At 62.7% G+C, this 24,729-nt stretch carries 22 protein-coding genes; 9 read left to right on the top strand and 13 right to left on the bottom strand.

The features are described 5' to 3' along the window. Window positions 1–523: 523 nt before the first annotated feature. Together ACFYW3_RS38630 and rfbA are read right to left on the bottom strand one after the other, a co-directional pair. Window positions 524–1,111, bottom strand: a complete 588-nt coding sequence (locus ACFYW3_RS38630; protein ID WP_389388967.1) for a dTDP-4-dehydrorhamnose 3,5-epimerase family protein — start codon at window positions 1,109–1,111, stop codon at window positions 524–526. Then, window positions 1,108–1,992: a glucose-1-phosphate thymidylyltransferase RfbA gene (rfbA, locus tag ACFYW3_RS38635; RefSeq protein ID WP_389388968.1), complete on the bottom strand. Its 885-nt coding sequence runs from the start codon at window positions 1,990–1,992 to the stop codon at window positions 1,108–1,110. The genes ACFYW3_RS38630 and rfbA overlap by 4 nt, the downstream gene beginning before the upstream one ends. A 255-nt stretch (window positions 1,993–2,247) precedes the next feature. On the opposite strand from rfbA, the gene ACFYW3_RS38640 reads away from it, so the two are divergent. After that, window positions 2,248–3,050, top strand: a protein-coding gene (locus tag ACFYW3_RS38640; protein ID WP_389388986.1) for an IS5 family transposase whose coding sequence is annotated in 2 segments (ribosomal slippage) — window positions 2,248–2,559 and window positions 2,562–3,050 — 801 coding nt in all. Because the reading frame shifts where the segments join, the coding sequence is not laid out codon by codon here. 5 nt (window positions 3,051–3,055) lie between these two features. Here the strand turns inward: ACFYW3_RS38640 and rfbD are convergent. Genes rfbD through ACFYW3_RS38660 form a run of 4 tightly spaced genes read right to left on the bottom strand, consistent with a single transcriptional unit; the run spans window position 3,056 to window position 10,652 of the window. Next, window positions 3,056–3,952, bottom strand: coding sequence for a dTDP-4-dehydrorhamnose reductase (rfbD, locus tag ACFYW3_RS38645; protein ID WP_389388969.1), 897 nt, complete (start codon window positions 3,950–3,952; stop codon window positions 3,056–3,058). Further along, on the bottom strand, window positions 3,949–4,938 hold the full coding sequence (gene rfbB, locus ACFYW3_RS38650) for a dTDP-glucose 4,6-dehydratase (protein ID WP_389388970.1): 990 nt from the start codon (window positions 4,936–4,938) through the stop codon (window positions 3,949–3,951). Before rfbB ends, rfbD begins: the two co-directional genes overlap by 4 nt. 4 nt (window positions 4,939–4,942) lie before the next feature. Beyond that, the gene (locus ACFYW3_RS38655; RefSeq protein WP_389388971.1) at window positions 4,943–6,109 is read right to left on the bottom strand and encodes a radical SAM protein; all 1,167 of its coding nucleotides are present in this window, start codon (window positions 6,107–6,109) and stop codon (window positions 4,943–4,945) included. A gap of 34 nt (window positions 6,110–6,143) precedes the next feature. Next, entirely contained in the window at window positions 6,144–10,652 is a 4,509-nt protein-coding gene (locus ACFYW3_RS38660) for an amino acid adenylation domain-containing protein (RefSeq protein WP_389388987.1), read from the bottom strand. A 449-nt stretch (window positions 10,653–11,101) separates the two neighbouring features. Between ACFYW3_RS38660 and ACFYW3_RS38665 the strand changes: the two genes are divergently transcribed. The 6 genes from ACFYW3_RS38665 to ACFYW3_RS38690 all read left to right on the top strand — a co-directional run bounded on the left by ACFYW3_RS38665 (window position 11,102) and on the right by ACFYW3_RS38690 (window position 15,604). Next, a protein-coding gene (locus ACFYW3_RS38665) for an IS3 family transposase (protein WP_389388973.1) occupies window positions 11,102–12,306 on the top strand; the annotation gives its coding sequence in 2 pieces (ribosomal slippage) (window positions 11,102–11,342 and window positions 11,342–12,306; 1,206 coding nt in all). Window positions 12,307–12,312: 6 nt separating this feature from the next. Beyond that, entirely contained in the window at window positions 12,313–12,651 is a 339-nt protein-coding gene (locus ACFYW3_RS38670) for a hypothetical protein (RefSeq protein ID WP_389388974.1), read from the top strand. Between the two features lie 518 nt (window positions 12,652–13,169). Then, window positions 13,170–13,910 (top strand): DUF6879 family protein, encoded by a 741-nt coding sequence (locus tag ACFYW3_RS38675; RefSeq protein ID WP_389388975.1) that lies wholly within the window; start codon window positions 13,170–13,172, stop codon window positions 13,908–13,910. Beyond that, window positions 13,907–14,749 (top strand): helix-turn-helix domain-containing protein, encoded by an 843-nt coding sequence (locus ACFYW3_RS38680; protein ID WP_389388976.1) that lies wholly within the window; start codon window positions 13,907–13,909, stop codon window positions 14,747–14,749. Before ACFYW3_RS38675 ends, ACFYW3_RS38680 begins: the two co-directional genes overlap by 4 nt. An 85-nt stretch (window positions 14,750–14,834) precedes the next feature. Then, window positions 14,835–15,212: a hypothetical protein gene (locus ACFYW3_RS38685; RefSeq protein WP_384621259.1), complete on the top strand. Its 378-nt coding sequence runs from the start codon at window positions 14,835–14,837 to the stop codon at window positions 15,210–15,212. Window positions 15,213–15,271: 59 nt separating this feature from the next. After that, the gene (locus tag ACFYW3_RS38690) at window positions 15,272–15,604 is read left to right on the top strand and encodes a hypothetical protein (RefSeq protein WP_389388977.1); all 333 of its coding nucleotides are present in this window, start codon (window positions 15,272–15,274) and stop codon (window positions 15,602–15,604) included. A gap of 26 nt (window positions 15,605–15,630) precedes the next feature. Here the strand turns inward: ACFYW3_RS38690 and ACFYW3_RS38695 are convergent, their stop codons facing one another. Continuing rightward, window positions 15,631–15,753, bottom strand: coding sequence for a hypothetical protein (locus ACFYW3_RS38695; RefSeq protein WP_389388978.1), 123 nt, complete (start codon window positions 15,751–15,753; stop codon window positions 15,631–15,633). A gap of 292 nt (window positions 15,754–16,045) precedes the next feature. Here ACFYW3_RS38695 and ACFYW3_RS38700 point away from each other — a divergent pair, with 292 nt between their 5' ends. After that, window positions 16,046–16,384, top strand: a complete 339-nt coding sequence (locus ACFYW3_RS38700; protein ID WP_389388979.1) for a hypothetical protein — start codon at window positions 16,046–16,048, stop codon at window positions 16,382–16,384. Between the two features lie 122 nt (window positions 16,385–16,506). On the opposite strand, the gene ACFYW3_RS38705 is transcribed toward ACFYW3_RS38700, so the two are convergent. The 6 genes from ACFYW3_RS38705 to ACFYW3_RS38730 form a co-directional block, all read right to left on the bottom strand. After that, window positions 16,507–16,794, bottom strand: a complete 288-nt coding sequence (locus ACFYW3_RS38705; RefSeq protein ID WP_389388980.1) for a hypothetical protein — start codon at window positions 16,792–16,794, stop codon at window positions 16,507–16,509. A 967-nt stretch (window positions 16,795–17,761) separates the two neighbouring features. Continuing rightward, a complete protein-coding gene (locus ACFYW3_RS38710) occupies window positions 17,762–17,905 on the bottom strand; it encodes a hypothetical protein (protein WP_389388981.1) in 144 nt (47 codons plus the stop codon). A gap of 272 nt (window positions 17,906–18,177) precedes the next feature. After that, window positions 18,178–18,639, bottom strand: coding sequence for a lamin tail domain-containing protein (locus tag ACFYW3_RS38715; protein ID WP_389388982.1), 462 nt, complete (start codon window positions 18,637–18,639; stop codon window positions 18,178–18,180). Window positions 18,640–19,255: 616 nt separating this feature from the next. Continuing rightward, window positions 19,256–19,744 (bottom strand): hypothetical protein, encoded by a 489-nt coding sequence (locus ACFYW3_RS38720; RefSeq protein ID WP_389388983.1) that lies wholly within the window; start codon window positions 19,742–19,744, stop codon window positions 19,256–19,258. Between the two features lie 210 nt (window positions 19,745–19,954). Continuing rightward, complete coding sequence (locus ACFYW3_RS38725) at window positions 19,955–20,488, bottom strand: NUDIX hydrolase (protein WP_389388984.1); 534 nt, start codon at window positions 20,486–20,488, stop codon at window positions 19,955–19,957. Between the two features lie 1,068 nt (window positions 20,489–21,556). After that, window positions 21,557–22,627: a hypothetical protein gene (locus ACFYW3_RS38730; RefSeq protein WP_389388985.1), complete on the bottom strand. Its 1,071-nt coding sequence runs from the start codon at window positions 22,625–22,627 to the stop codon at window positions 21,557–21,559. Window positions 22,628–23,104: 477 nt separating this feature from the next. Here ACFYW3_RS38730 and ACFYW3_RS38735 point away from each other — a divergent pair, with 477 nt between their 5' ends. Then, window positions 23,105–23,623, top strand: a complete 519-nt coding sequence (locus ACFYW3_RS38735; protein ID WP_351753102.1) for an IS5 family transposase — start codon at window positions 23,105–23,107, stop codon at window positions 23,621–23,623. Window positions 23,624–24,729 lie beyond the last annotated feature (1,106 nt).

Here is a 24,729-nt window from a genome sequence, read left to right on the forward strand (position 1 = left end):
ACTCCCACAAGCCGTCCGGCACCATCCGCTGCACAAGCCCAGTCGTCACCACACCAGACTGCCGCAAGATCACACCAAACGAAATGGCGTCTTAACTGAGCGGTATTGGTCGACCATCTGCCGGTGGCAATAACCCTCCGACTGCCCGCCCCGACCCTCCAACCAGCCCGGAACCGGCAGAGCGGCACGGACCTCGGCCCATTCCGCGTCCGTCATGTCCGACGGATACCGAGGCTCCCGGCCCGGACGATCGCCCGCATTCCCGTACATGTGGGCGAGGCAGTCACACGACCGGGAAGACGAGTTGGACGACGCGGCGGACAGCACGAAAGACTGCGGCACCAGGGTCTCCTGACGCTCGGATGGATTCGACACCCACGAGCTGTTCGGGAGGCTCTGCCTTCATGCCCAGACCCTCAGAAGATCACCCGGCCGGGCAACCACACTCGAACTCACGCCCACCATGATCGATAGGACAACGGCCACTCACCACATAGGACACGGTCCTTGGGACTTGTCACTCTCATCTGATGAGTTCAAGGCAATCTTCATAGCGTGGCAGTAGGCCTCGGTCGAGCAAACCAGCGAGCGATGGCGCCGCCCGGTCGCGCTCCGACTGCAGCGCCTCTTCGATTGGCCACTCGATACCCAGTTCTGGATCGAAGGCGTCCACTGAATGCTCTCGCTCGGGCGCGTAGGGGTTAGAGACCAGGTAGCTGACTGTAGCGGTCTCAGTCAGCGCGCAGAAGCCGTGTCCGAGCCCTGCGGGTAGATAGACCGCAGCTCGTTCGACGTCATCGAGTTCTATGGCCTCCCACCGTCCGAAAGCGGGGGAACCTACCCTTAAGTCGACGACAACATCGAGCACTGCGCCCTGCATACAGGTCACGTATTTCGCCTGCCCGCGCGGCACTTCGGCGAAGTGGATTCCTCGTACCACCCCACGCGCCGACATCGAGAGGTTACCCTGAACCATTGGCGGAATACGATGGCCAAGTACGCCCGCAAGCAGGTCGGGTCGGTACCACTCTAAGAAGGCGCCGCGCGCATCCGTGTGCTGGCGGGGGACCACTCGAAGGGCGCCGGGAACCATGAGCTCCGTTATTTTCACGCGCTCTCCACTCGTCCACCGTCGAGCAGCCCCAGCAAGTAGTCTCCGTAACCACTGCTGACCAACGGCTCAGCAAGGCGAGCCAGTTGGGAATCATCGATCAGACCGAGGCGCCAGACCACTTCTTCCACACAGCCGATCTTGAGGCCTTGGCGCTCTTCTATGACCCGGACAAACTCTGACGCATGGACGAGCGAATTGAATGTGCCTGTGTCCAGCCATGCAGTGCCCCGATCGAGCACCGTGACCTCAAGTTCACCGCGCTCCATGTAGGCGAGATTCACATCTGTGATCTCCAGCTCGCCGCGCGGGCTCGGCGTGAGCGAGCGGGCAATATCGATGACTTGGTTATCATAAAAATATAAACCCGGAACAGCATAGCGAGATTTGGTGTGATGGGGCTTTTCTGTCAATGCAACCACCTCGCCCTCTCCGTCAAATTCAACAACGGCGTACGCGCGAGGATTCGACACGGGACACGCAAAAATATGTCCACCGCAGGGCGCCGCCGCGGCGTCTGTCAGCCTACGCATGAGGTCGGCCCCGTGGAAGATATTGTCACCAAGCGCCAGGGCCACCGGCCCGTCACCTATGAACTTCTCCCCGATCAGAAATGCCTGGGCCAGACCGTCAGGACGCTCTTGAGTAGCATAGTCAATACTAATTCCGAACTGTTGTCCGTCGCCGAGGAGTTGTTGGAAATTTCCCTGGTCTGATGGAGTGGTGATGATCAACACCTCCCTCACTCCGGACAGTAATAACGTGGAGAGCGGATAGTAGATCATTGGCTTATCAAAGACAGGGATGAGCTGTTTCGAGACCGCCATTGTTGCGGGCCACAGTCGCGATCCCGCGCCACCTGCAAGTATGATTCCGCGCATTTAATATATGATACGGGCAGACTGGCTCGATGGGAAGCCGACTCCTAGGTAATCTCGATCAGCTGAGAGCAGCTGTTGAGACCTCGGTGGCCGCTCGACTGCAACCTGACAACACCTCAAGTCTTTTTAGTGTTGCTGTTCGTCTGTCAGGTGGCGGTGAGGAAATCGGGCCTTAGAGCTCGTAACAGGATCTTGGTGAGATGTCCTGGTCGGGCGTGACCGGTGTGAGGATTCGGCTGTTGTGGTGGTGTGAGTATTCGGCCGTGGACTGTGGATGACGACTTGTGGGCACGTATCGAGCCGCTGTTGCCGCCCTGGCCGACGAGGTCACCAGGGCCTCGACCTGTAGCTGACCGGCTGTGCCTGCAGGGCATCTTGTACGTCCTCTGCAACGACATCGCGTGGCAACTCCTGCCGCCTGAGATGGGATTCGGGTCCGGACAGACCTGCTGGCGCAGACTGGAGCGTTGGCAGGCAGCCGGGGTCTTCGACCAGCTGCACCGGATTCTCCTCGCCGAGCTGAACGCGGCCAGCCGCCTCGACTGGTCCAGGGCTTGCGTGGACGGCTCACACATCCGGGCGAAAAAAGGGGCGCCGACACCGGTCCGTCGCCGGTCGACCGGCGGAAGACAGGCAGCAAACACCACCTGATCTGCGACGGACGCGGCACCCCGCTCAAGGTCATCACGACCGCGGCGAACGTCAACGACGTCACCCAGACCCTCGCCCTGGTCGACGGCATCCCACCAGTGGCGGGCCGCCCAGGCCGGCCCCGCAGACGCCCGGACGCTCTGCTCGGCGACAGGGCCTATGACTCCAACCCCAACCGTGATGAGCTGCGTAAACGCCGGATCCTGCCCGTCATCTCCCGCAAGGGATCCCCGAACATCAAGGGCCTGGGCAAGCTCCGCTACGTCGTCGAGCAAACCTTCGCCCTGCTCCACCAGTTCAAACGACTCGCCGTCCGATGGGAACGGCGCACCGAACTCCACGACGCCTTCGTCTCCCTCGCCTGCAGCCTCATCTGCTGGCGACGCCTCAACAAGCCCGACGCATGATCGTGTTACGAGCTCTTAGCGTCACGCTGCTCTATGGCGAAAACGCCTGCATCGAAGGCTTGTGTGAGCATTGAGTTCCAGGGGGCAAGGGGGGGCATACCAGCATTTATCCAGCCACGATGCCCAAGAACACTCCAGGCTGGCCGCCGCGCTCGCGCAGGATATCGGTCCGAGCTCACCGGCCTGATCCGTTCCGGGGCAAGGCCAGCTAGAGCAAAGGCCTCTCTAGCGAGCCTATACCAGCTAGTCTGGCCCGAGGCAGTGCCATGGTAGATACCTGGACGCGCATGCCCCGCCTGTGCAGCCCGCCCTAGAGCGACAAGCCGCGACGCGAGTGCGCCGCTCCACGTTGGCTGGCCAATCTGATCGTCAACGACTTGCAACTCGTCATGATCCGTTGCCAGTCGAAGCACGGAAGCAATGAAGTTGGGGCCGTTTGCCCCATAAAGCCAAGCGGTGCGAACCGTGTACCCGAGCTCACGCAAGAGTTCGCTCACCACCTGTTCACCCGCAAGCTTGGTGCGACCGTATGCATTGACCGGCACAGGGTAGTCATCCTCGGACCAGGGGACCGTGCTCTCCCCAGAGAACACATAGTCCGTGGAAACATGCACCAACCGAGAATTGTGGCGGGAACAGGCAGCAGCAAGATGGCCCACTCCGGTGGCGTTTACGGCAAAGGCCGAGGACTCGTCAATCTCAGCCCCTTCCACGTCGGTCCATGCCGCCGCGTTGACCACCACATGGTGTCCTTCCACCATGTGGTGTACCCGGTCAGCGTCGGTGATGTCCAAGTCTCCATGCCCGAGGGCCGTGAATTCGACCTCCCCAGCCTTCTGCAGAGCCGCCATTACGTCCTGGCCGAGCATCCCGCCCGCCCCAGTGACTAACCAGCGCGTCATTGTGAGAAGTCCCCACTGCCGCGGAGCGGGCTCCACCAATCACGGTTCTCTTGATACCAGTCAAGAGTGTCGACGAGCCCCTTCTCGAACGGAATCGAAGGCATGTAGCCGAGCTCATCACAAATCCGTGCATAGTCCAGGGAATACCGCATGTCGTGCCCTGCGCGGTCAGAGACGTATTCGACCCTGTCCCAGCCCACCCCGTAGGCATCGAGCATCCGACCCGTTAATTCGATATTCGTCATCTCCGTACCGCCACCAATGTGGTAGACCTCGCCAGCACACCCGTGGTGCAAAACCAGGTCTATTCCTACACAGTGATCTGATACGTGCAGCCAGTCCCGGACGTTGTTGCCCTCACCGTAGAGCTGAACCGTGCGCCCCTCCATGAGCCGCGTGATAAATAGAGGGATCAACTTCTCAGGGAATTGATAAGGACCGTAGTTGTTCGAGCAGCGGGTGACCACCACGTCCATTCCGTGACTGCGAGCCTGTGCTAGCGCCAACATATCAGAGCCCGCTTTGCTGGCAGCGTAGGGCGAGTTGGGGGCAAGCGGTTGATTCTCCGCCCACGAACCCTGCTCGATCGAGCCGTACACCTCGTCGGTGGAGACCTGCACGAAACGGCCGACCCCGTGTTTGCGGCAGCTGTCCAGCAGTGTCTGTGTGCCGAGGACATTGGTAGCTACGAATTCATATGCGCCGAGAAGAGATCGGTCCACATGAGTTTCTGCAGCGAAATTTACTAATACGTCATGCCCAGGAACCAGTGCATCCACGAGGTGAACATCCGTGATGTCCCCGCGTACAAAAGTCAGGCCAGGATGATGTGCAACAGAGTCAAGATTCGAGATGTTCCCAGCGTAGGTCAGCTTGTCTAGTACCGTGATCTGAACGTCGGGAGAGGAAATTAGTTCACCCAATAGTGATGCACGGACGAACTGTGACCCTATGAAACCTGCTCCACCAGTGACGAGGATCTTCATGACACTAGATACCATTTGAGTTGAGGCGCGACGGATAATAGTTATCAAGGGCCGACAACCAATCCCAGGTGTACTGCGAGTCGGAACTTACGCGAGCGTAAACATCGAGCAGCCGATTCTCACGCAGCGCGTCGTATGTTTGTTTGAGCTGCGCCGAACGTTTCCCCTCGGAGCCAGTCCATATATCGTAGAAGGATTCCGTCCGCACATTCCCCAGCGGGAATCCAACACCCCATACTCTGTCGTTCTCGATTACTCCTGTAGGTCGTACAACACACTTCCACCCAGGAACCGCGTCCGTAAAAGAATAGATGGAAAGCCGGTCCGGTTTATCACCGCGCGCTAACAATGCATCGTTGAAGGTGAGGAGGTAGCCCCGCTCGGCCATTTCGGCGCGCAGCGATGTCATCATCTCCGAAAACTCAACGAACTGTCCATGACTAATCCCCATCCAGTTTTTCTTCGCACGGCCTACGTTACCAAGTGTCAAGACGCTGTGATTCCTCACTCCCATTTCATAGAGAACCCCAACGAAAGACTTAAAATCCCTGAAGTTGTGTTTAGTGATTACACTGATTACACCGACTTGCACCCCGCCCTCCAGGAGAAGCTGAATACCTTTGACAGTTTGCCCATACGCTCCCTTCCACCGATGTAGATCGTTAGCGCCCGAGAACCCGTCGAGACTGACGCTCACACGACTGACTCCACTGTTTTGGATTCTGCTTACACGTTTAGCGGTCATCCCAGTCCCGTTGGATATGAGGCTGGAAAACATCCCCTTCTTGCCGCCGACGGTTTCAAGGGCTTCCCATATCCCAGGTTTCAGTAGCGCCTCCCCTCCCGTTAGTGCCACCTGTAGAACCCCCATCCTTTCACAATCGTCAATTATCTGGCATATATCACCTACGCTTATCTCATTAACCATTTCCGCATAGCGCGATGGGCTGGAATTAGAGTGACAATAGATGCAATCCTTATTGCAGAAATAGGTAGTGTCGATGTTCACTTTCAGCGGAAAAGGCATGTAGTTCTCGGCAGGGTCGCGAATCAATCCGGACTCAGTTGCCCGATCAGCGAAATCCGCCGGATTAAATTCCGAAATGTAGTTATCCTCCCAAGAGTACTCAAAGCCACCAAACCACTCTGAGCGAAACGTCTTCTTTATCATATCCTGATCATCCCCATAGTTGACTTGGATTAGATTACACGATCGGGACGTGCGGATTCTTAGTCAAATTTTGCGCAAGCTGGCAGAAAGCACTGGCCATCTCACTCGCAATCTCCGACGAGAGCTTGGCGCGGCTGTACTGCAGTCGGCAGACAACTGCATTTGGTTGTTCCTCTAAATGCATCGACAGGTCGAATTTTGCAGTCGAACTATCCAGCGAAACACTTGTCACTCTCACGCCACCAAGCTGCAGCTCTGCAGCATTTTTTCTGTGCAACGCAAACAAGAACTGTGCAGGCATCACAGGTGAAGCGCCGTATGGGTAGGTGAAATCTGGCTCACCAACTGCCGGGATAGATAGGTCCCTATGAGACAACGACTTCACCACTGATCGCCGAGTTTCGGCTAGCAATTCTGAGAAAGAAACACCCTTGAAGACCCTAAGCTGCATTGGAAGTAGACTTACGGAGGGACCAACTATTTTCTCGAATTTGATGTCCTCGTGAATTGCTACAGGTGAACCGATGACAATATACTCTTCACCTGAATACTTGGAGAGCAGCACCCCATATATAGAAAGGAGAGTCATGTATAGCGTCGCCGAACCTTCCCTTGCGACCCTCTTCAGTTGCTCCAGTAGGGGGCCTTGAAGCGTGAATTCGAAGAAGCCACCGCGGTAGTTCCGAGCACCCGCTACGTTAGAACCACCAGCAATATGAACAGTTCTCGGCGCATTTCTAAGGTACTCACGCTGGAACGAGGTGAGCGCCAGTTCTCTAGCAACGGTAAAGGTATTCCGCTGCATGTAGGCGTAGTCGGTGTACTGAACGCTCAGTGGAGGAAGGTCTGCCTCCCTGTTCTCGGCCAAGGCAGCGTAATACTCGCTCAGATCACGTAAGAGAGCCGCGCGAGAAGAAGGACCGTCTCCGATGATCCTGTGTCCCGTAAGGATCAGGGTGTGATCATCAAGACCCATTCTTAACAGCAGAACCTTAAACAAGTTTCCGCCAGCTAGGTCAAATTGTGTGGCAGAGGCAGCATGTGCCAGCCTTTGTATCTTCTGGCATTGGAACTCTTCATGCAGCTCACTCAAGTCTTCAAAGTCAAAGAAGACATGCGAATCCTCTTTGATAACTTGATATGGTGCACCACTGTCCGCGGCGTAGCAGGTGCGCAGGGTTGCATGACGTGTGACCAATTTGTTGAAGGCTTCCCTTAAAGCCCTGAGGATTAATTGCCCCTCAAGCCGCATTGCAAGGACATAGTTATTTGACGGACTGCCAGGAGTCCTCTGGTGTTGTTTCCACAGTTTCTCTTGACTTGTCGACAACGGGACCTTTTGGGGTTGAGACCTACCTGCTGCCTCGTCGGTCCCGCCGGGTTTAGGCTCGTCGCGAATCTCATCCCGTGCTTGCGACCTTGTAAACTCACCGCTGTCAATGAAGGCGGATAGTTTCGAAATGGTGGCCCGTTCAAAAAAGGCGGCAAGGGGTATGTCGACGCCTGAACGTTTGATAAATCTCGCCTTGACGCTCGCCGCTGCCAGCGAGTTTCCTCCCAGGTCAAAGAAGTCGTCGTGGATCCCAACCTTTCCCAAATCGAGCACGTCGGCCCATATTGAGCAGAGAACCTTCTCTGTGCGCGTTGAGGGTGGGGCAAACGGAGCGCGTTCTGCTGTCAATGGCAGAGTTTCGTAATCGATCTTGCCGCTTTGCGTTCGAGGAAACGCATCAAGCACGAGAACGGAGGAGGGAACCATGTAACGCGGTAGCCATTGGATTACATGGTTTCGAATGTCGAGTTTTAGGGGAGGATTCGACTGGGTTTCCGGTATCACGTATCCTAAAATACGAGCGTTAGTGCCAGCTCCCACCACACGTGCAACCGCGTCGGCAACCAGTGGATGCTTGTTGAGAACCGATTCCACTTCGCCTAGTTCAACTCGGTTTCCTCGAACCTTTAGCTGTCCGTCCTCGCGTCCGATGTATTCGAGGGCTCCTGCAGAATTCCACCGTACAATATCACCTGTCTTGTAAGTCCTATTGCCGGAAGCGTCGCATGTGAAGCGCTCATGGGTCACAGCAGGAAGGTTCAGGTAGCCGCGCCCAACACCTATGCCGGCTACATACAGTTCTCCTCTGACACCAACTGGTACGAGGTTGCCGGCCTTGTCACGAACCTCAAGAAGGTGGTTAGGGAGAGGCCTACCGATTGGAACGGTGCCTCCGCGGCCGGTGAGCTGATGAGCTGCAGCGCAGACTGTTGTCTCTGACGGGCCGTAGGCGTTATACAAGCGAACTCGATCAATCCACCGATTCGCTAGATGATCGGGAAAGACTTCACCACCCACGACCACGTCAGTTAGCGTGGGACTTTCTGCCGGATCAAGGGTTGCCAGCACCGAAGGAGGCAAGAGCGCGTGGCTAACTGACCCGGCGTCTATTGATGCCTGTAGTTCGTCCCCGCTCAGCTGGATGCTAGGTGAGGGTATGAAGATTCTCGCCCCGGCCGCCAAAGCTCCTATTATCTCCCATATCGAGGCGTCAAATGATGCCGATGCAAACTGCAGTACAGCAGATGTATGCGTGATGCGGAAGAAATCTATTTGCCATTGTGCGAGGTTTAGTAACCCTGCGTGTTCTATCGTAACGCCTTTAGGCATACCCGTTGATCCGGACGTGTAGATGACGTATGCAGCATCTTGCGGCATGGCGGAATCTAGCACTTGGTTGGATAGATCCGGACTCTCGACGTCTAGCCGATCCGACTGGAGAATCTCAATTTCGTTCTCCAAGCCTTCCCATACAGAGGCAAGGTTCTGCGTCGTGCACAGTAATGATGTTTTGGAGTCTTCAAGCATGAAGCGTAGCCTGCGGATGGGGGTTTTGGGATCCAAAGGGAGATAGACCGCTCCGCTTCTGAGCACTGCAAGAAGAGTGGCCACCATCTCGGGTGAACGTTGCATCATGACGGCAACGTGATCTCCCCGGCGAACGCCTCTGGAGTACAAGGAACTGGCTATCTTTCCAGAGGCCTCGTGAAGGTAGCTATAGGTCCAGTTTTTTTCTGTACTTGTTACAGCCACTGATTGGGGTGCCTCGAAGACATGGTTTGCTATCAGATCGCAGACCGAGATGCTTGCTAACTCTTTTCTGCCACCGTCACCAAATCGCTTCAAAACTTGCTGTTCGTGAGCATCCACCAACGTGAGTTCTTCGATGGGTGCCTCGGGGTTTTCAATTATCTGATCTATCAGTCGGAAGTAGTGATCGCTGAGACGTTCGATGGTCACATGTTCAAATAAATCTGTGGAATAGCGGAACTCGACTCGCATTGAGGTACTAGTTTGAATCACTACGACGGCGAGATCGAATTGACCTTCTTCTTTCGTTACGTCAAATGCGGATATGCGAAGACCGTCTTGCGAAACACTTCGTCCACTCCTCTCACTATCTGCCAGCGCATCTGCAAGCTGCCCGAAGGCTCTCGTGCTCTGCATGCTGAATGCTATTTGAAAAACGGGAGAGTGGCTTAGATCGCCTCCCGCGCCCAGGTCTTTTACGAGCAGCGGGAAGGGGTAATCTCGATGCGATAGGGATTCTGCCAGCTGGGCGTTCGTATCCGCCGAGATCTCTCGAAAAGTAGCACCGGGCTTGATTCGTGCCCGCAGGACGATGGGATTGACAAAATACCCCACAGTGTCCCTCATGTCCTTCGGCAAGCGAGGTGTCGTTGGGCAGCCAAGAAGGAAGTCTGTTTCTCCTGTGTACTTGTGGATCAGGACTTCAAAAGCAGATGCTAAATATCTGAAAGGGAGCACATTTACTGTTCGTGCGGCAGCACGAATTCTCACTACTTTGTCGGCCGGAATGTGCGCCACATGGGTTCGGCCGCGGAAACTCTGCTTTGGTGGTCGCGGTTTATCGGTTGGGAAGTTGACGGTCGTGTCCACACCAGAGCACAGATTCAGCCAATACTCCCGGGAGGATCGCAGCAGGGGCAACCTCTGGTCCTCGCTGTGGACAAAGCCTTCATATTTGCCGCCTGACTTCTCCCCGAGTCCGGGATGACTTCCCTTAAGTTCGGAATATATCCTGAATATGTCCCGCCATATAAGGCTGAAGGAGTACAGATCGCATACGATGTGATGTGCAGCTACTACTAATACAGCTCGCCGCGAATTCCTTACCAGGAGGGCTGACCTGAAAGGACCTTCGTTTCGCAAGTCAAATGGCAGCGATCCGATCCTTTGGGCCTCTGCTCGGACGTCCTGGGTGTCGGCATCCCGCATAAGATGGACTTTTAGTTGCCCGGCGGATCCTGGGCCCACGAAGCGACGCGTTTCAGATTCAAATTCAGAAAAGGTGCTGCGCAGCATTTCATGCCGTTCAAGCAGAAGTGAAACTGCTCTTTTCAATGCCCCCACATCTAAGTCGCCGTCAATGGTCGAAGCCACTATGACGTTGTAGCATGATGTGTCTGGGGCCAAGTTATAGAGGGTCCATAACGCTTGCTGGCCAATCGATAGCCCTAGCGGTTCCATGGATAATTCACGCCTCGAATCTGTGGCTATCTCTGTAATGCGCTGCCCTCGGTCCCGCAGCAAGCGCGACGGGTGCGCGCCTATGGGGCGGGAGTGACGATAGTCAAGCCGCAGGAAGATGTACACCCCGCCAGTTTCTGGGTTTTTTGATCTTGGCGTACCAGCTGGTCACGGAGCTATGCCGGTGCGGCGCGGCGCGGTTGTATGTGCTCAGTTTTGGCCACCGCCCAAGAGTGTCGATCGAATTTAGGGCTGCCGACCAGGTACTTCTTGAGTGCATGAATTGGAATCGGCCAAATTTTGCCCACGTGTAGTGGTTCTACGCCTTGGAAGGGCTCGCAGACGCGACAGCTGTACGCGGGTCGGGGCTGCCGCGCGATTGAGGTGATCTCTGTGGTGTGGACACGCCTGACAATGGATCTTGTTGATCCTGGAAGGTGTAGATCCACGTGGCAAGGCCCTCGAAGTACGGTGCGGAGTTCCGGTCCGACGCGATCGCGTTGTGGCGGGCCTCGGCGGGCAGGCGGACGTATCGGGACGTCGCGGCCGATCTGAATGTCAACCCCGAGACTTTGCGGACCTGGGTGCGTGATGCCGACGCATCGCCGGCCGGCGCCGGAACGTCACAGGACACCGAGGTCGAGCTGACCCGACTGCGTGCGGAGAACGCCCGGCTGACCAAGGCGGAGAAGGAATGGCAGCTCGAGCGGGAGATCCTGCGCCGGGCAGCGGCGTATTTCGCCCGGGAGATGAAGTGAAGACCGCCGCTTGGGACTTTGTCTCCGCCCACGCCGACACGTTCGGCATCAAGCGGATATGCCGGGTGCTGGAAGTCTCCCGCTCGGGCTACTACCGGCGGATTGCCGGCGCCCAGGCGAGGGCGGAACGGCAGGCTGCCGAGGATGCCCTGGTCGAGGGGATCCGTGAAATCCATGCCGAACACCGCGGGAACTACGGCGCGCTTCGCGTCCATGCCGAACTGCGAGGCTTCGGCCACACGGTCAACCGCGAGCGGGTGGCCAGGCTGATGCGCAAGCACGGCATCGTCGGCCGTCACCTGCGCAGGAAGAAGCGCACCACGGTTTCGGACCGGCTCGCGCCACCGGTGGCGGGCCTGGTCCAGCGGGACTTCACCGCCGGCGCTCTGGACGAGAAGTGGTGCGGTGACATCACATACGTGCAGGTCGGAGCAGCCTGGCTTTACCTCGCCTGCGTGATCGACATTCGCTCGCGCCGGGTGCTCGGCTACTCGATGGCCCCGCACATGCGCGCCGGGCTCGTCATCGAGGCGCTCCAGTCTGCGGTCGCGGCCGGCGAAGGTGAGGTCGCGGGAGTGATCTTCCACGCGGACCACGGATCGCAATATACGTCGGCCGCGTTCGCGCAGGTCTACGACCGGTACAGCGTTCGCAGGAGCATGAGCAGGGTCGGCTCGAGCTATGACAACGCCCTGGCCGAGAGTTTCTGGCAGGGCCTGAAGCGAGAAACGATGCACGGGAAGCTGTTCTCGACGTTCCGTCAGGCGAGGCTGGAGATCTTCGAGTGGCTCGTCTACTACAATGCCCGCCGACGCCACAGCGCGCTGGGCTACCTCTCCCCGATCGAGTTCGAACAGCAGCACCACAAGACAGCTAAACTCTCACTCGCAGCATGAACCTCTGTGTCCGCACTCCGGGGGTCACCTCACCCCGAGCCCACCCCCGGCAAGCAGTCCCAGCAGGCGAGCGATGACTCAGGGGGGCCACTGCCTTCGAGCGAGTACGTCGTTGCTGGCGAGTTCACGAAGTGGCCGTTCACCATCCCCAGCGGAACGCTGGAATGCAGGGAGGGGCTCTTCGTCACCTTCGAGTACGCCGGTACCGAGTGGGGCATCAACGGCTCCGCGCAGACCCGCGGCTATCCCTTCCCGGACAGGATCTGGGCGGAGGATCCGAACCTCGGGCACGGCCTGAAGATCAGCATGGACGAGGTTCTGAAGCGTGGGCTCACCATGTGTTGAACACGCGAGCCCCCGAACTACAGTCGAGGGCCCTGCCCGTCCAATGCGGGGCCCTCCTGGCACTTACGGCACGGTCTTTCGCGACACGCCAAGAATCCTTGTCAGGCTTTGTGCCGGCGATCTGCACCGATCCACTGGTAGCGACATCAACAACCAGGAGGATTCCAATGCCGCACGACGGAGCACGCCCGATATCGTCCTGCGTCCACTGCACGCGTCCGGTAGCGGAGGTCACGCACCCGGTCACGGGGCTGCCGCAGCCGCCCGTCCACATCACCATTCCGGGCGAGCCGGTCGACTGCCCCGAGCAGAGCGCCACGCCCTGACAGCACAACCGATGGGGCCCTGCGGGAAGACTGCCGCAGGGCCCCATCCTGCGTTCGCGGCCGGTGCCGAGACGCTCGTTGCGCGCAACACGTCCGCCTGCTGGCCACACGCACAATCTCGCGCAACCAGCCTCCACCAGAGTGGCTCTCCCGCAATCCTGAACCTTCCAGCCAACCGGGACGGAGCACTCCATGACCCTGAGGTTCATCGGCACCACCAGCGACGATGGTGACTGCCCCACGCTGTACGAGGTCGAAGGGACCGCCGACATCCTCGTACAAGGGGACCGGGTCGCCGATCCCGAGCAACTCGCCCAGCTCCGCCACGTGAAGTCGTCCGAGACGTTCGTGACCGTCCCCCGAGACCTCCTGACCCGGTTCGCTCCGCGCGCCGAGCCCCGCGAGATGATCCCGTTCTCCGAGATCAGTCACATGTTCCGCGAGTTCAAGCACACCGCCTGGCGACTGGAGACCCGCCGCGGCTACGCGACCGACCGCCGAAGCCCCAAGTGGGAACGGTGGAAGGCCGGCGCGGACATTGCCGCCGAGCCCCTCGACGCATGGCGAGAGAACGTGGCCGCGGCGACCGCCGAGGGGCGCCGGTTCGAGCGGGTCCGGCTCGTCGATGAGCCGCTGACCGACGGGCAGGCGTTCCTTCTGGCCTCCGGTCTGGGCAACGTCGCCGCAGGTGAGGACATCCGCAACCTTCCCCGTTCCCAGGCCGAGCGCCTCGGACTTCCTGACTGGGACTTCTGGCTATTCGACTCCCGACTCCTGGCCCGGTTCGTGTTCGCCGAGGATGACAGCACGCTGGGTGTGGTCCTCAGCGAGGATCCCGTCGACATCGCCGCCGCCTGCCAGGCTCGGGATGCTGCTTGGCACCACGCGATCCTCACAGTGGACTTCGCGGCCCGGGTACGTTCTTCTGCGTGACGACCGACTTCCAGCGTGGCCGTGAGGCCCTCGGCGCCCGGCTCAAGGAGCTGCGCGTCGAGGCCGGCCACGACGGCAAGGGCCTCGCCGAGCTTCTCGGCTGGCACCGAAGCAAGGTGAGCCGAGTGCAGACCGGCAAGCAGACTCCCACCCTCGCGGACCTGGAAGCGTGGGCCGCCGCAACAGGGCAACCGGGCGTCGCAGGCGAGTTGAAAGGACGTCTCGCGGGCATCGAACTGCACTACCGGTCGTGGCGTCGGCAGCTGGCTTCCGGTCACCGCGCGCGGCAGGAGCAGGCCATCACCGAGACCGAGTCAACGCAAATGATCCGCGGCGTGGAAATGGTTCGGATCCCTGGCCTGTTCCAGACGCCCGACTACGCTCGGCACACCTTCACCGCGAACTCGGAGTTCCGCCAGACACCGCGCGACGTCGAGGATGCGGTACGGGCGCGCATCCGCCGTCAGGAAGCCCTCTACACCCCGGGCAAGAGCTTCAGGTTCCTGTTGTGGGAGGGAGCCCTGTACGCGCGTACGACACCGCTCGCCGTGCACGCCGCGCAGATGGACCGGCTCATCGGCCTGGTGGGCCTGGACACCGTGGAACTCGGTGTGGTCCCGCTTACCGCTGACCTGCGCCGAGCACCGTCGCACGGCTTCTGGATCTACGACCGGCGCTTGGTCATCGTGGAGACGATCAGCACCGAGATGTGGCTCGACGACGAGGAGTCGATCCAGCTCTACGAACGAGCCTGGTCCTGGTTCGCCGGATCGGCCGTCTACGGGCCGCCGGCACAGTGTCTCCTCAGCCGTGCTCGAGGCGCCCTCGACGTGGCGTGAGCAACCCGGCTGCACCTGCGGGCCCGCTCTCGCAATCGGGCGCAACCGGCCGACTGTGACCCGCGCCCGTTCCTACCGTGTGGCCATGACGACGGAACAGCAGGCCAGTTCGGTGGAGTTTCCCGCCCTCGCCGGAGGCTGGTGCAACTGGCACAACGGGCCCTCGGGGACCGCGCTGGTAGTCCAGTGGGGCGAGTCAAGTTCTGGCCCGCCCAAGCCCCTGTACGCATGCGCGCCGTGCAGGGAGCAGCGCGGCCTACCCGCCGCGCCGGCTCGCTGCCAGGATGTGCCCGTACCGGGCGTTGCCGCTCTGTCCTGGGAACAGATCCAGGGCCGGTACTGCATCGCCTGCGGTACCGAGCTCGCCGATGACCGCGTGTGGCGGGACACCGTCATCGTCCATCAGGACGGGTACGGCCTGCCGTTCGAACTTTGGTGCTGCCCGGAGAGGAAGCCGAAGTGATGGCGTCGGATCTCACGTTCCCCGGACAGCGTCACGGCCCTGCCGACATCCTTGCGGGCATGTCGACTGCCCCGAACCCGCACTTCGCCCAACCGGCCCGGCCGCGGATGTTCAGCCGGCCCTGGCACCGCTACGCGTGGGCGCCGGTACCGCTGTTGAGCATGTCCCTCCTGGCGTGTCTCCCGTTCATCGTCGCCGCGTACCGGGGCGTCGTCAGCTGGTGGATCGCCGGCGCCTACACGGCCTGCAGCGCCACCGTTCTGGGCTTCGCCATCGTCCAGCCCAAGGTGAATGGCTGGTTCGCCGTGGCGGTCTGGGCTCTCATGATCACGGCCGTGGTTCACGTCTTCCTGCTCGACCGAGACGACCCGGGCAGCAAGACGTACAAGTGACGAGGTACCGCGCCGCGCGGGTGACTTCACGACGGCTCGCCCCGCGGCACGAGGCGGTCGCCGTCGAGGGCCAGGCCGTGCGCGTCGAGCCACGCTTCCCGACGGGCACGCCGCTCGTCGCGCTCCTTCACGAACCAGGCCAGGTCCACAGGCTCACCCTCGTCCGATCGCCGCACCGCCATGCGGACCGCAGGCAGCCAGCCACCGCCCCGGCCTCGGACAGGACCTAGAGAGCGGATCGCGGGGCTCAGGATGTGGAGGGCGCCGATGCAGGAAACGATCATGGTACCCGGAGCGGTTCGTGGCTGTTCCGTTGGTCCCGTAGGCCGCCTTCCCGCTGGCCGATGGGACGTACCACATCATCCGCGCCACCTACCCCACGGCGCCCCCTCGGGGCAGCAATGCCTATACACAGGGGGCAGCCATGTCTCCACCGGGGAGGTGGTGCTCCTGGAGCCCTGCCCGCAGTGGCCGATGGTGTCGTGGAAGAGCACCAACGTGGGCGACGGCCTCGTGCGGATCACCGACAGCGACAAGGACCCGTGGTGCCTTACAGCGTCCGGCGAAGACGACTCGGTGCCCGTGCTGCCCTGCCAGGAGGATTCCCCCGCCGTTTGGAGGATCGAAAAGACCGAGGAAGGGGTCCTCATCTTCGGCAGGGAGGGGGAGCCGCTGAGCGATGACGGCGTTCTGCGGAGTATGCGGACCGAAAACTCGACGAACGTCGCTTGGCGCTTCGAGCCCGTAACCGCCACCCCCGAGGAGCCCACCGAGGAGTAAGTCGAGGCCGAGCCTTCGGCGGAGGCCATCGCGGGCGTTACCAGCCTGCTGGCCCCGGGAGACGCCCGCCGCTTAAGGACGCGGCGGGTGGGCAGGGCGGTCCGGGTGCGGGGGCCTGGCGGTCACCGCCCGCAGAAGTCCATGCCCTCTTCTTTGCCGAAGATGACCTTGTTGCAGCGCATCTTCACCGTCGGCTCGTCGCCAGGGCTCTTGCAGTTGTAGAGCGTCTTCTCCTGTGCCTCGCCGATGAGGAACTCAGATCCGTCCGTCGCCCTCTCCGAGCCGAAGTCTCCGGGCCAGTCACCGCACTTCAAGTCCGCCGCGTAGGCCGGTGACACGGTGGCAGCACCGCCCAGTGTGCCGGCAGCGAGCACCAGTGCGGCAAAGACCGTGGCGATTCGACGGTTCATGACGAGATCCCTTCAAAGCGGTGCATTCTGTCCAACTCGCCATCCTTCCCCAGGGCCCCTGACTGCTACCCAGGCACGCCTGCCGGGGGCCGGTGTTCACCCGAAGGAAGACGTCAAGGACACCTTCCGCCACTGACCCGCGCACGGCCTCGGCCGCTGCGCCCGCTGGGCCCCGACCTACTCCCCCAGGTCGGGGCCCAGACACGTTCCCCCACCAACCAGGAACACGACCAACTTCGCCCCGCACTCGACAGCCGTTTCATGCCCGCCTGCGACGCAGTCGGCAACGTCGTCCCGTCGGGGCCTGACGCAGGCCCTTGGCCACCGACCCGCGCGACGAGCGAGGCACAGGCATGTGCCGGGCGGCTGTGGGGCCGCCCGGCACACGATCACTACGGTTTCGGCTGCCGCCCGTTCACGGGCAGCGGGCCGTTGTCGCCGTTAGCGGCGGTGGCCACGGTGGAACGACCTGGCCCAGGCGGTGACGGTCCGGCGAAGCGGCCTTCGGAGGCGTCTCCGGTCGCGAAGGACGGGCCGCGCTCAAGATCACCGCAAGGGGGACGAACTTCCGGCCGGGCGACTACACCGGCGCCGTGACGATGATGTTCGACGCCGTACCACCCGTGTAGATCGAAGAACGGCCCTCGAACAAGGACACGCCCGGGACAGGCGCGGTCACCGGACGAACGATTGACTTTCAGGGCACGTTGGGGGCACACCGCACAAGCCGCCCACGCGTACGCGAGGACGAGAATCACCCCTGCGGGGGAGACGAGCCAGCCCCGGACACACGGAAGCGGGGGGGGGGCCCCCCCGGGGGGGGCCCCCCCCGCCCCCCCCCCCCGGCCCCCCCCCCCGGGGGGGGGGGCCCCCCCCGCGGGGGGCCCCCCCCCCCGCTTCCCCCCTCGGGCGACCTACAGGTAGTCGGCCGGCTCCGCGGCGTAGGTGCCCGCGTGCGGGGCGTCGGTCAGGGGGTTTCCGTCAGTTCGAGCCGCACCACGCGCCCGCCGGGCAGCCGCACGGCGACCACGGAGCCGGTCGGCTCGGAGCTGGGGAACGGCTTCGCGTACCCGTCCACACCGAGCGGGGTGTACCAAACGATCTTGTTCATGATCTGTGTCCTTCCGAGGTCGGCACCACGGTGGCCCGTCCTCACCCCTTCGGCACTCTCAACACCGGAAAGACAGCACCCCCGCCGCCATCCCGCCGGACAGGGCCGGGGACCGCCGGTCAGCCGTGGGCGTGCCAGCCCCCGAAAGAGGTCAACAGAATGGTGACCGGCGCTGGACATGGGTGTGTGCCGGGCGGCTGGCGGACTGCCCGGCACACGATCATCACGACTTCGGCTGCCGTCCGTTCACGGGCGGCGGGCCGGGGTGCGGATTAGCGGCGGCGGCCCCAGGACTCGGTGTCGACGGTCCGGTTGCGGTCGTCGCGCAGGGTGGCGGTGTCGGAGCGGTTGTCCCAGACGTGGTCGCGCTTGCCCTGGAAGAGGTCGGTGCGGGAGTCGCGGCCGGATCCGGTGTGGATGCGGATCGTGGCGCGACCGCCGATGCGGACGTCGTTGAAGCGGTAGCGGTTGCCGTCGGCGTCGCGCAGCGTCCAGCCGCGCAGGTTGACCGGCTGGCGGGTGGTGTTGCGGATCTCGACCCACTCGCCGTTCAGGGAACGGTTGGACCGGTCGTCACGACCGGGAGCGTCGGCCTGGACCCGGGAGATCTCCACCCGCGGGTGCCGATCGTGCCCCCGATCCGCCGCGGTGGCGGGCAGAGCGGCGGCGGAGACGGTGGCGCCGGCGGCGAGGACGGTCGCGGCGACACGACGGGCGGTCGACGAAGCAGACATACGGTGACCCCTCAAGAACGTTGCTGCACCCGCCGATACGAGTGCTGTACCGGTGCGGTGACCGGCCCGTGGTGGGCCGAGGACCCGAACTCTCGACCCGACACGGCGCCGACCACAGCCCCCGACGAGGCCGGTTACCCACCCCGGACATTCCCGTCACACACGCCTGCGTAGTACACACAGTGCGCGCGAGCGTGGCCCTGACATTCACTGACCGCTACACCCACCCAGAGCACACACCGCCCAGTCGAGCAGTGCGCCCGGAGCGCACCACCGGGCGCACCCATCCGCCCGTCACCCAACCGGAGCAGCAAGTTCCGTAACAGCCGTTCCGCACGATTCTTCGCACGCACACGCGGAAACCATGCCTCAGAACGATTCTTCCGCCCGCCACGGCCCGCCCCGCCGACTCGACGGCGAGCCGGCCCGGTACAGGCAGGGGTACGCGGCTCGACCGTTGAGCGACCGCCGAAGCCCGCAGGCCCCGCAGAGCGACCGAGAGGGCGCCGGGCGACATCACGCCCGGGGTAAGGCCCCACAGTGAGGACGTCGAGCAGCGCGAGCACCTGACCCGGCCTCGGCATCGACTGGGCGCGCCAATGGGAAAAATCAGTCCCTAAAGTCCCTGACAAAACCGGGTGATTAATGACAAAAGACCCGGACATTCGGTGGTCAAGGGGAGAGCGTCACCGCTGGTGTCCGGCGCCCACGCGAGGGCCGGGCGCGGCCAGGGGCGCGCCGGCTCTGTCACCGATCCCCAGGTCGAGGCGAACCGCACCCCCGTCCAGGGGTGTCCCGGGTCGGCGGGGGTGAGATGTTCGGCGACGAGGCGGGCGGCGTCCGGGCGCAAGGGGACGGTGCGGCCGATGCCGTGGAGGCGGCCGCTCTGGTCGTGGCGGCCGAGGATCAGGAGCTGGGGGCGGGTGAGGGTGCCGGTGATGGCGCCGATGATCGCCTCTGTGATGCCGCGGCGTCTGATCTTGGTCCAGGCGCGCGCGCCCGGCCGGTACCGCCGGCTCATCCCCTTGATCACCAGACCTTCGACGCCTGACACGTCGGTCCAGTCGTCCAGCAACTCCCGCGCCTTGGCGGGGTCGGCGGTCATCGGGCACAGCGTCCACGGAGCCGTCAGGCCCGGGCCGCGAAGAGGACTTCGAGGCGCCGGCGGCGTTCCCGGTGGGGCAGGCCGAGCACGGGACGAGGGAACAGCTGTGCCCTGCTGCTGAAGTTGACCGGTTTGCGGCAGCGGGGGCAGAGGTGTTGCAGGAACACCTTGTGGAGCGGGCAGACGAAGACGACGGGAAGGCGCGCAAGGTCAGGGCCGCGCGGTCCGGAACGCCAGATACCGGCTGAAGGCTTCGTGACTGTCGGGGGTGAAGCGCCACTCCAGCAGGGCCGACCGCAGCTCCGGCTCGGTCAGCCAGCCATGCCAGGCGACCTCATCGGGATCGGGGACCACGGCGTCCGGCACCACGGCTTCGTTGACGCCGAGCCAGTGAGGGCTCAAGCCGCTGCGGTTGATGAACGTGAACAGCAGGCGCGGCAGCGCACGGATGCCCAGCTCTTCGGCCAGCTCCCTCGCGGCGGCCTGTTCATAGGACTCGCCGATGTTTGCGGCGCCCCCGACCTCGACCTCATAGTGCCCGGGGAAGCGCGACACCTGCTCCGACCGTCGGTGGACGAGGATCCGTCCACGCTCATCACGACACACCGTCACGGCAACTCGGTGCAGCCAACCCTCCTGGATGGCCTGCCGGCGGCTGACCACCATCCCCAGCACACGATCGTGATCGTCGACACGCTCCACCAGTTCATCCACGACGCACACCGTGGCAGAGCCCACCGACATCGACGCTTCCCCGAGCCCGCAGAGGCCGACCCAGGAGAACCAGAACTGGGAGGCCGGACACGGACGACCACAGTTGCGACCTGTCGCGCTCCGGCTCAACCGCCCACACACCGTCGGTGACAACCAGCCTGCCTATGTGACAACTACCGTGCTTTGGCTCACGACGCCGGTGTGACTGAGCACTCCAGATGGCGGGCCTCGCCAGTTGACGTACTCAGGCCGTACCTGCAACTACGGGGCGGCTGCCTTCGTCGCATAGAGCCAGGAGCCGTCCTATGAGGAGGGAACGTGGAACCAGGGACCGTGGCTGCTCTCGCAGCAATAGTCGGTACATGCACAGGCACGCTGGGTGCACTCGGCGCTGCACGGTTGAGTGGCACCATGCAACGCCGCTCACAGCACGAGCACTGGCGCCGAGATGGGCGGCGGCAGGCGTACGCAGCGTTCGTGGAGGCCGCCGTGGATTGTGGCGAGGCCATCGCCGCCGTCCAAGCGCATGGTGGAGTCCCCAGCAACCACCCCAGCCCGGAAGCAGCAGCCCTGTATAGGCGAGTCGACGAGTTGCGGCCATCCCTAAGCAAGGCACTGGCGCTGGTCCTGGTGGAAGGTCCGGAAAGTGTGGCCCACGCCGCCCACAAGTCGGTGCGCACTATGACGGCCTGGGCATGCGTGGCCGGGGTGTATCCACCTCAGCACCCCCTTGCAGTCTCTCGCTCCGTACGGTCGGTTCTCGCCGACAGTCCGACCGACGCAGCTGAACTGTCCGACATGACTTGGGAGCGGATCCGCGAGTTCGAGACACAAGCCCGTACCGCATTGGACCACCCGTAGCCGTCAGATAGCGGGCTCAGTCTCATCCAGCCCCGCCGACAGTCGCCAGATCTAGCGCTCATCCACTATCTGTAGTGCTCAGTAACACCGTGAGCCGAAGCACGATAGCTGTCACCGTCGGCCTCCACTGGCCTGCGGCATCCAGCGAGCAAGCACCGCGGTTGTCACCCGGTCAGCGCGCTGCTTGTCACCAGCAGCGCGCGAAGCAGGTTGGGTGTCACGGCGCGCTGGGACAGTTCATTGGATCAGGTCGGTGTGCGGATGCTCGGGGGAGGTCGGGCAGACGTAGATCTGCATGTTGTCGGTACTGCCCACTTCCACCTGGGTCGGCTGCGAGACGTCCCGATGCGCGTAGCGAGAGCTGGCGGCGGCGTGGTCTTCTTCTGGCACCCAGGTGAGGCTTTCGTCGCCGTTCGACTCGAACGAGGCGATTGTCAGGAGGGGGATCATCTGTGCCTCGCACACGGTGCAGTACCGAGGATTGGGATCGGTGCGGCCCCACGGGGGCCAGCCGCCGACCTTCCAGCCAGGTGCGTCGGCCAGGTGGATGGAGTAGAAGTCGCCCGGGTACTCCGCGTAGGAGCTGTCCATGGCGGCGCCGGCCGCCTGCCACCTGTTCCGGTCTTCCAGCATCTGCTGCAGTTCCGGGCTCAGGTCCAGGCTGTTGGGGTACTCGGTGATCGCTTCTGGCGCCAGCAGGCACGGCTCCGGCACGTACCCCGGATAGTCCGCCTCGTAGGGTTCGGGCGGTGCGGCGAGGACGTCGCCGACCTCTTCGGCGGACCGCCAGAACAGTGCGGTCGCCGGCTTGCAATACGGGTCGTGTTCGTACGGGCACCAGAGGATCTGAAGCAGATCGGCTTGCCCGGGCGGCCGCAACAGGGGTACGTCGCGCAGGTACAACTGCGCGACGGGCAACATCGGCACGGGGCACTCCGCGGGGGCGGGAGGGCCGGCTTCGAGCCGTTCGGCGAGCCGCACGGCATAGCGCTCCTTGAGCGCTTCCTCTTCAGGTGTGAGCGTGGGAGCCGGGCCGTCAGGGCTCCACCGAGAAGACAAGGTCCGGCGGAGCCGCACTTCGGTCGGCGACTCGCGGAATCCGGTATCCACATGCAGGTGGGTGTCTTCACAGTGCGGCCACGACTCTCCTGCCGGCCACAGCAACGGTCCGCCGACCGAGCTGTCCCTGACCGACGGCGAGCCCTGACGCGGATGCAGCCGTATCGCCGGGCGTGCCAGCGGCGCCAACTCAGGGAAGACAGCTGTCACCTCGACAGGCCGCGGCGGAGTAGTGCGTACGAAACTCATGCTGGTGATCTTGTCAGCAGCCACCGACAACGACGCGGGCCGGCACGGCGCAGCATTTGTTACACATAGAGCGTAATAATCGCTGTTTTAAGAATAGCTGCGTTGCAACTTTTGCTGCGCTGCTCCGGTGCACGAGGTGCTGCCGCGGGAAACCGGGCCCGGTGGCCGGGTCGCACGAGACGGAACCCCCTGCGGCTCCGCCGCGCGACGCCACAGCCTTCGGTCTCGCCCGGACCTCGACATCGCCCTCGCCAGCAGGGTCGTGGGCCTCGTCGTCCTCCTCGGGATGCACAACACGTGACGCTCTGGCAAACGGTGAGACGGCGCGGGCCGCCACGAAGCGGCTGGGGCGGCCCCTACAGCCGGGAACACCCGCACGCGATGTGTGGGAGCCACTGTCCGTCCGAGTCGATGTCGGCCTAGGCCGTGTTTTGAAAGCTGGCTTCGTTCCCTGCCCTGCATTGCAATGATCGCCATGTGGGGCGGGGAGATCTTTCGGATGAGCAGTGGGCAGTGCTGGGGCCGTTGTTGCCGGTCGCGGTGGTGGGTAGGCCGTCGCTGGGCCGGCGGCGATTGATCGACGGGATTCGTTGGCGGGTGCGGACGGGTGCTCCATGGCGGGATCTGCCTCCCCAGTACGGTCCGTGGCAGACGGTCTACGGACTCTTTCGTCGGTGGCAGCGCGGTGGTGTCTGGTCAGCGGTCCTGACCAGGCTGCAGGCCCGTGCGGACGCCGCCGGTCTGATCACATGGGACGTGAACGTCGACTCCACGATCTGCAGCGCCCATCAGCATGCGGCCGGCGCCCGGCGTGCCGGCCGAGCCCAGAAGGAACCCCCGGGCGGAGCTACGGGTCTACCTCTGGACAAGCCTTCTCACACCTCGGCCAAGGACCGGTACCTGAAGTTGACCCGCAGGTCATTTACTTCGTGGCGACCCCCTCCTCAGCCATGGAAGGCATCAACCACCCTTCGTTCAGGCCCTCGTGCCCAGTGAGGGCGCCCTGCGCCCGAGGGGTGCACCAGCGCCGTCAGGGAGCTGGGGCAGGGCGTGAGGGGGAGCGGGTCCAGGGCGCCCAAGCGCCTGGCGAGGGGGTCTGGGGGGCGAGGAGCCCCCCATGCTGAGGCCCGTCCAGGGGGGCCGGCCCCTGGGATATCCAGTCTGCTGTTGATGAAGGACAAGAACCCCGTACGGGCTTTGTTCGTTGCGGAGCCGGCAGGCAGGTCGGAAGATCGACTGGCGAACGACAAGGAACACACTCAAGACGGCGCGGCCAGCAAACACGGGCCTAGGCAAAGGTTCGGCCAGATTCCCCCGGCGCCCGTGCACGATCAGGTGACGATCACGCTCGCTTCGGCCCAAAGTGACAGCGCCTCGCAACCCCGGTAGTGCGTGCACAGGGCGGCACCTGCCCGCTGTACTCCTCGATCGTGCCTCCGAGCCGAGACGCCCCGTGCCACCAGTCACCCAAAGACGTGCAGTATTTCGGCCAGATTTTCCGAGGTCTAGACAGAGCGGGGCGGCGGCCCACACTCGCCACGTAGACCCCGGAGAACTGGGTAAGAATCCGTCGGAAGGCCTCATGAAGATCGGCATCGAAGGCGTATCCGAGGAGTTCGAGTGGAAGCTGCTCGCCCTCCTCGCCGACCACCGGCACGAGTTGACGGTCACCGCCGACACCAAGTAGACCGTCGAGCGAGCCACACGCTCTGACCATCGGCCCGCTGCTCGGGCTCGCCGCCTGGGGCGCATGGCGGGTCGTGTCCGGCCTTTCCGACTGGCTCGACGGCCCTGACCGCGATCACACCGCCTCCGCGCCGGGCCCTTCCCCCACATCCCTTCCAGCACCCCTCTGGAAACTGCCCCAGGGGTCGAGGGAGTAGCTCCGGTGAGCCAGGAGATCGGTGACCGTCACCTGGGCCGCCTCGGTTTCGCGGATCAGGGTGCCTCGCCATCCTTGTCCCCCCCTCCCCGCGCCGGGCGTTCTTCCATGCGGCGGTCCGCCGCTTCATCGACCCGCATGCCGTTCAACCGGGCACGATGTGGAACCAATTGGGACCGAGACGCATCTTTGAACATGTTCAGTGCTCATCTTTGGGGGT

This window comes from Streptomyces sp. NPDC002602, assembly GCF_042889445.1.
Lineage (GTDB): Bacteria > Actinomycetota > Actinomycetes > Streptomycetales > Streptomycetaceae > Streptomyces.

Bases quoted from the DNA above. Each gene is read 5' to 3' on its own strand.
- rfbA (WP_389388968.1), bottom strand. From the start codon at position 1,992: ATGCGCGGAATCATACTTGCAGGTGGCGCGGGATCGCGACTGTGGCCC.
- rfbD (WP_389388969.1), bottom strand. From the start codon at position 3,952: ATGACGCGCTGGTTAGTCACTGGGGCGGGCGGGATGCTCGGCCAGGAC.
- rfbB (WP_389388970.1), bottom strand. From the start codon at position 4,938: ATGAAGATCCTCGTCACTGGTGGAGCAGGTTTCATAGGGTCACAGTTC.
- ACFYW3_RS38655 (WP_389388971.1), bottom strand. From the start codon at position 6,109: ATGATAAAGAAGACGTTTCGCTCAGAGTGGTTTGGTGGCTTTGAGTAC.
- ACFYW3_RS38660 (WP_389388987.1), bottom strand. From the start codon at position 10,652: ATGGAACCGCTAGGGCTATCGATTGGCCAGCAAGCGTTATGGACCCTC.
- ACFYW3_RS38675 (WP_389388975.1), top strand. From the start codon at position 13,170: ATGACCCTGAGGTTCATCGGCACCACCAGCGACGATGGTGACTGCCCC.
- ACFYW3_RS38685 (WP_384621259.1), top strand. From the start codon at position 14,835: ATGACGACGGAACAGCAGGCCAGTTCGGTGGAGTTTCCCGCCCTCGCC.
- ACFYW3_RS38690 (WP_389388977.1), top strand. From the start codon at position 15,272: ATGTCGACTGCCCCGAACCCGCACTTCGCCCAACCGGCCCGGCCGCGG.
- ACFYW3_RS38705 (WP_389388980.1), bottom strand. From the start codon at position 16,794: ATGAACCGTCGAATCGCCACGGTCTTTGCCGCACTGGTGCTCGCTGCC.
- ACFYW3_RS38710 (WP_389388981.1), bottom strand. From the start codon at position 17,905: ATGAACAAGATCGTTTGGTACACCCCGCTCGGTGTGGACGGGTACGCG.
- ACFYW3_RS38715 (WP_389388982.1), bottom strand. From the start codon at position 18,639: ATGTCTGCTTCGTCGACCGCCCGTCGTGTCGCCGCGACCGTCCTCGCC.
- ACFYW3_RS38720 (WP_389388983.1), bottom strand. From the start codon at position 19,744: ATGACCGCCGACCCCGCCAAGGCGCGGGAGTTGCTGGACGACTGGACC.
- ACFYW3_RS38725 (WP_389388984.1), bottom strand. From the start codon at position 20,488: ATGTCGGTGGGCTCTGCCACGGTGTGCGTCGTGGATGAACTGGTGGAG.
- ACFYW3_RS38730 (WP_389388985.1), bottom strand. From the start codon at position 22,627: ATGAGTTTCGTACGCACTACTCCGCCGCGGCCTGTCGAGGTGACAGCT.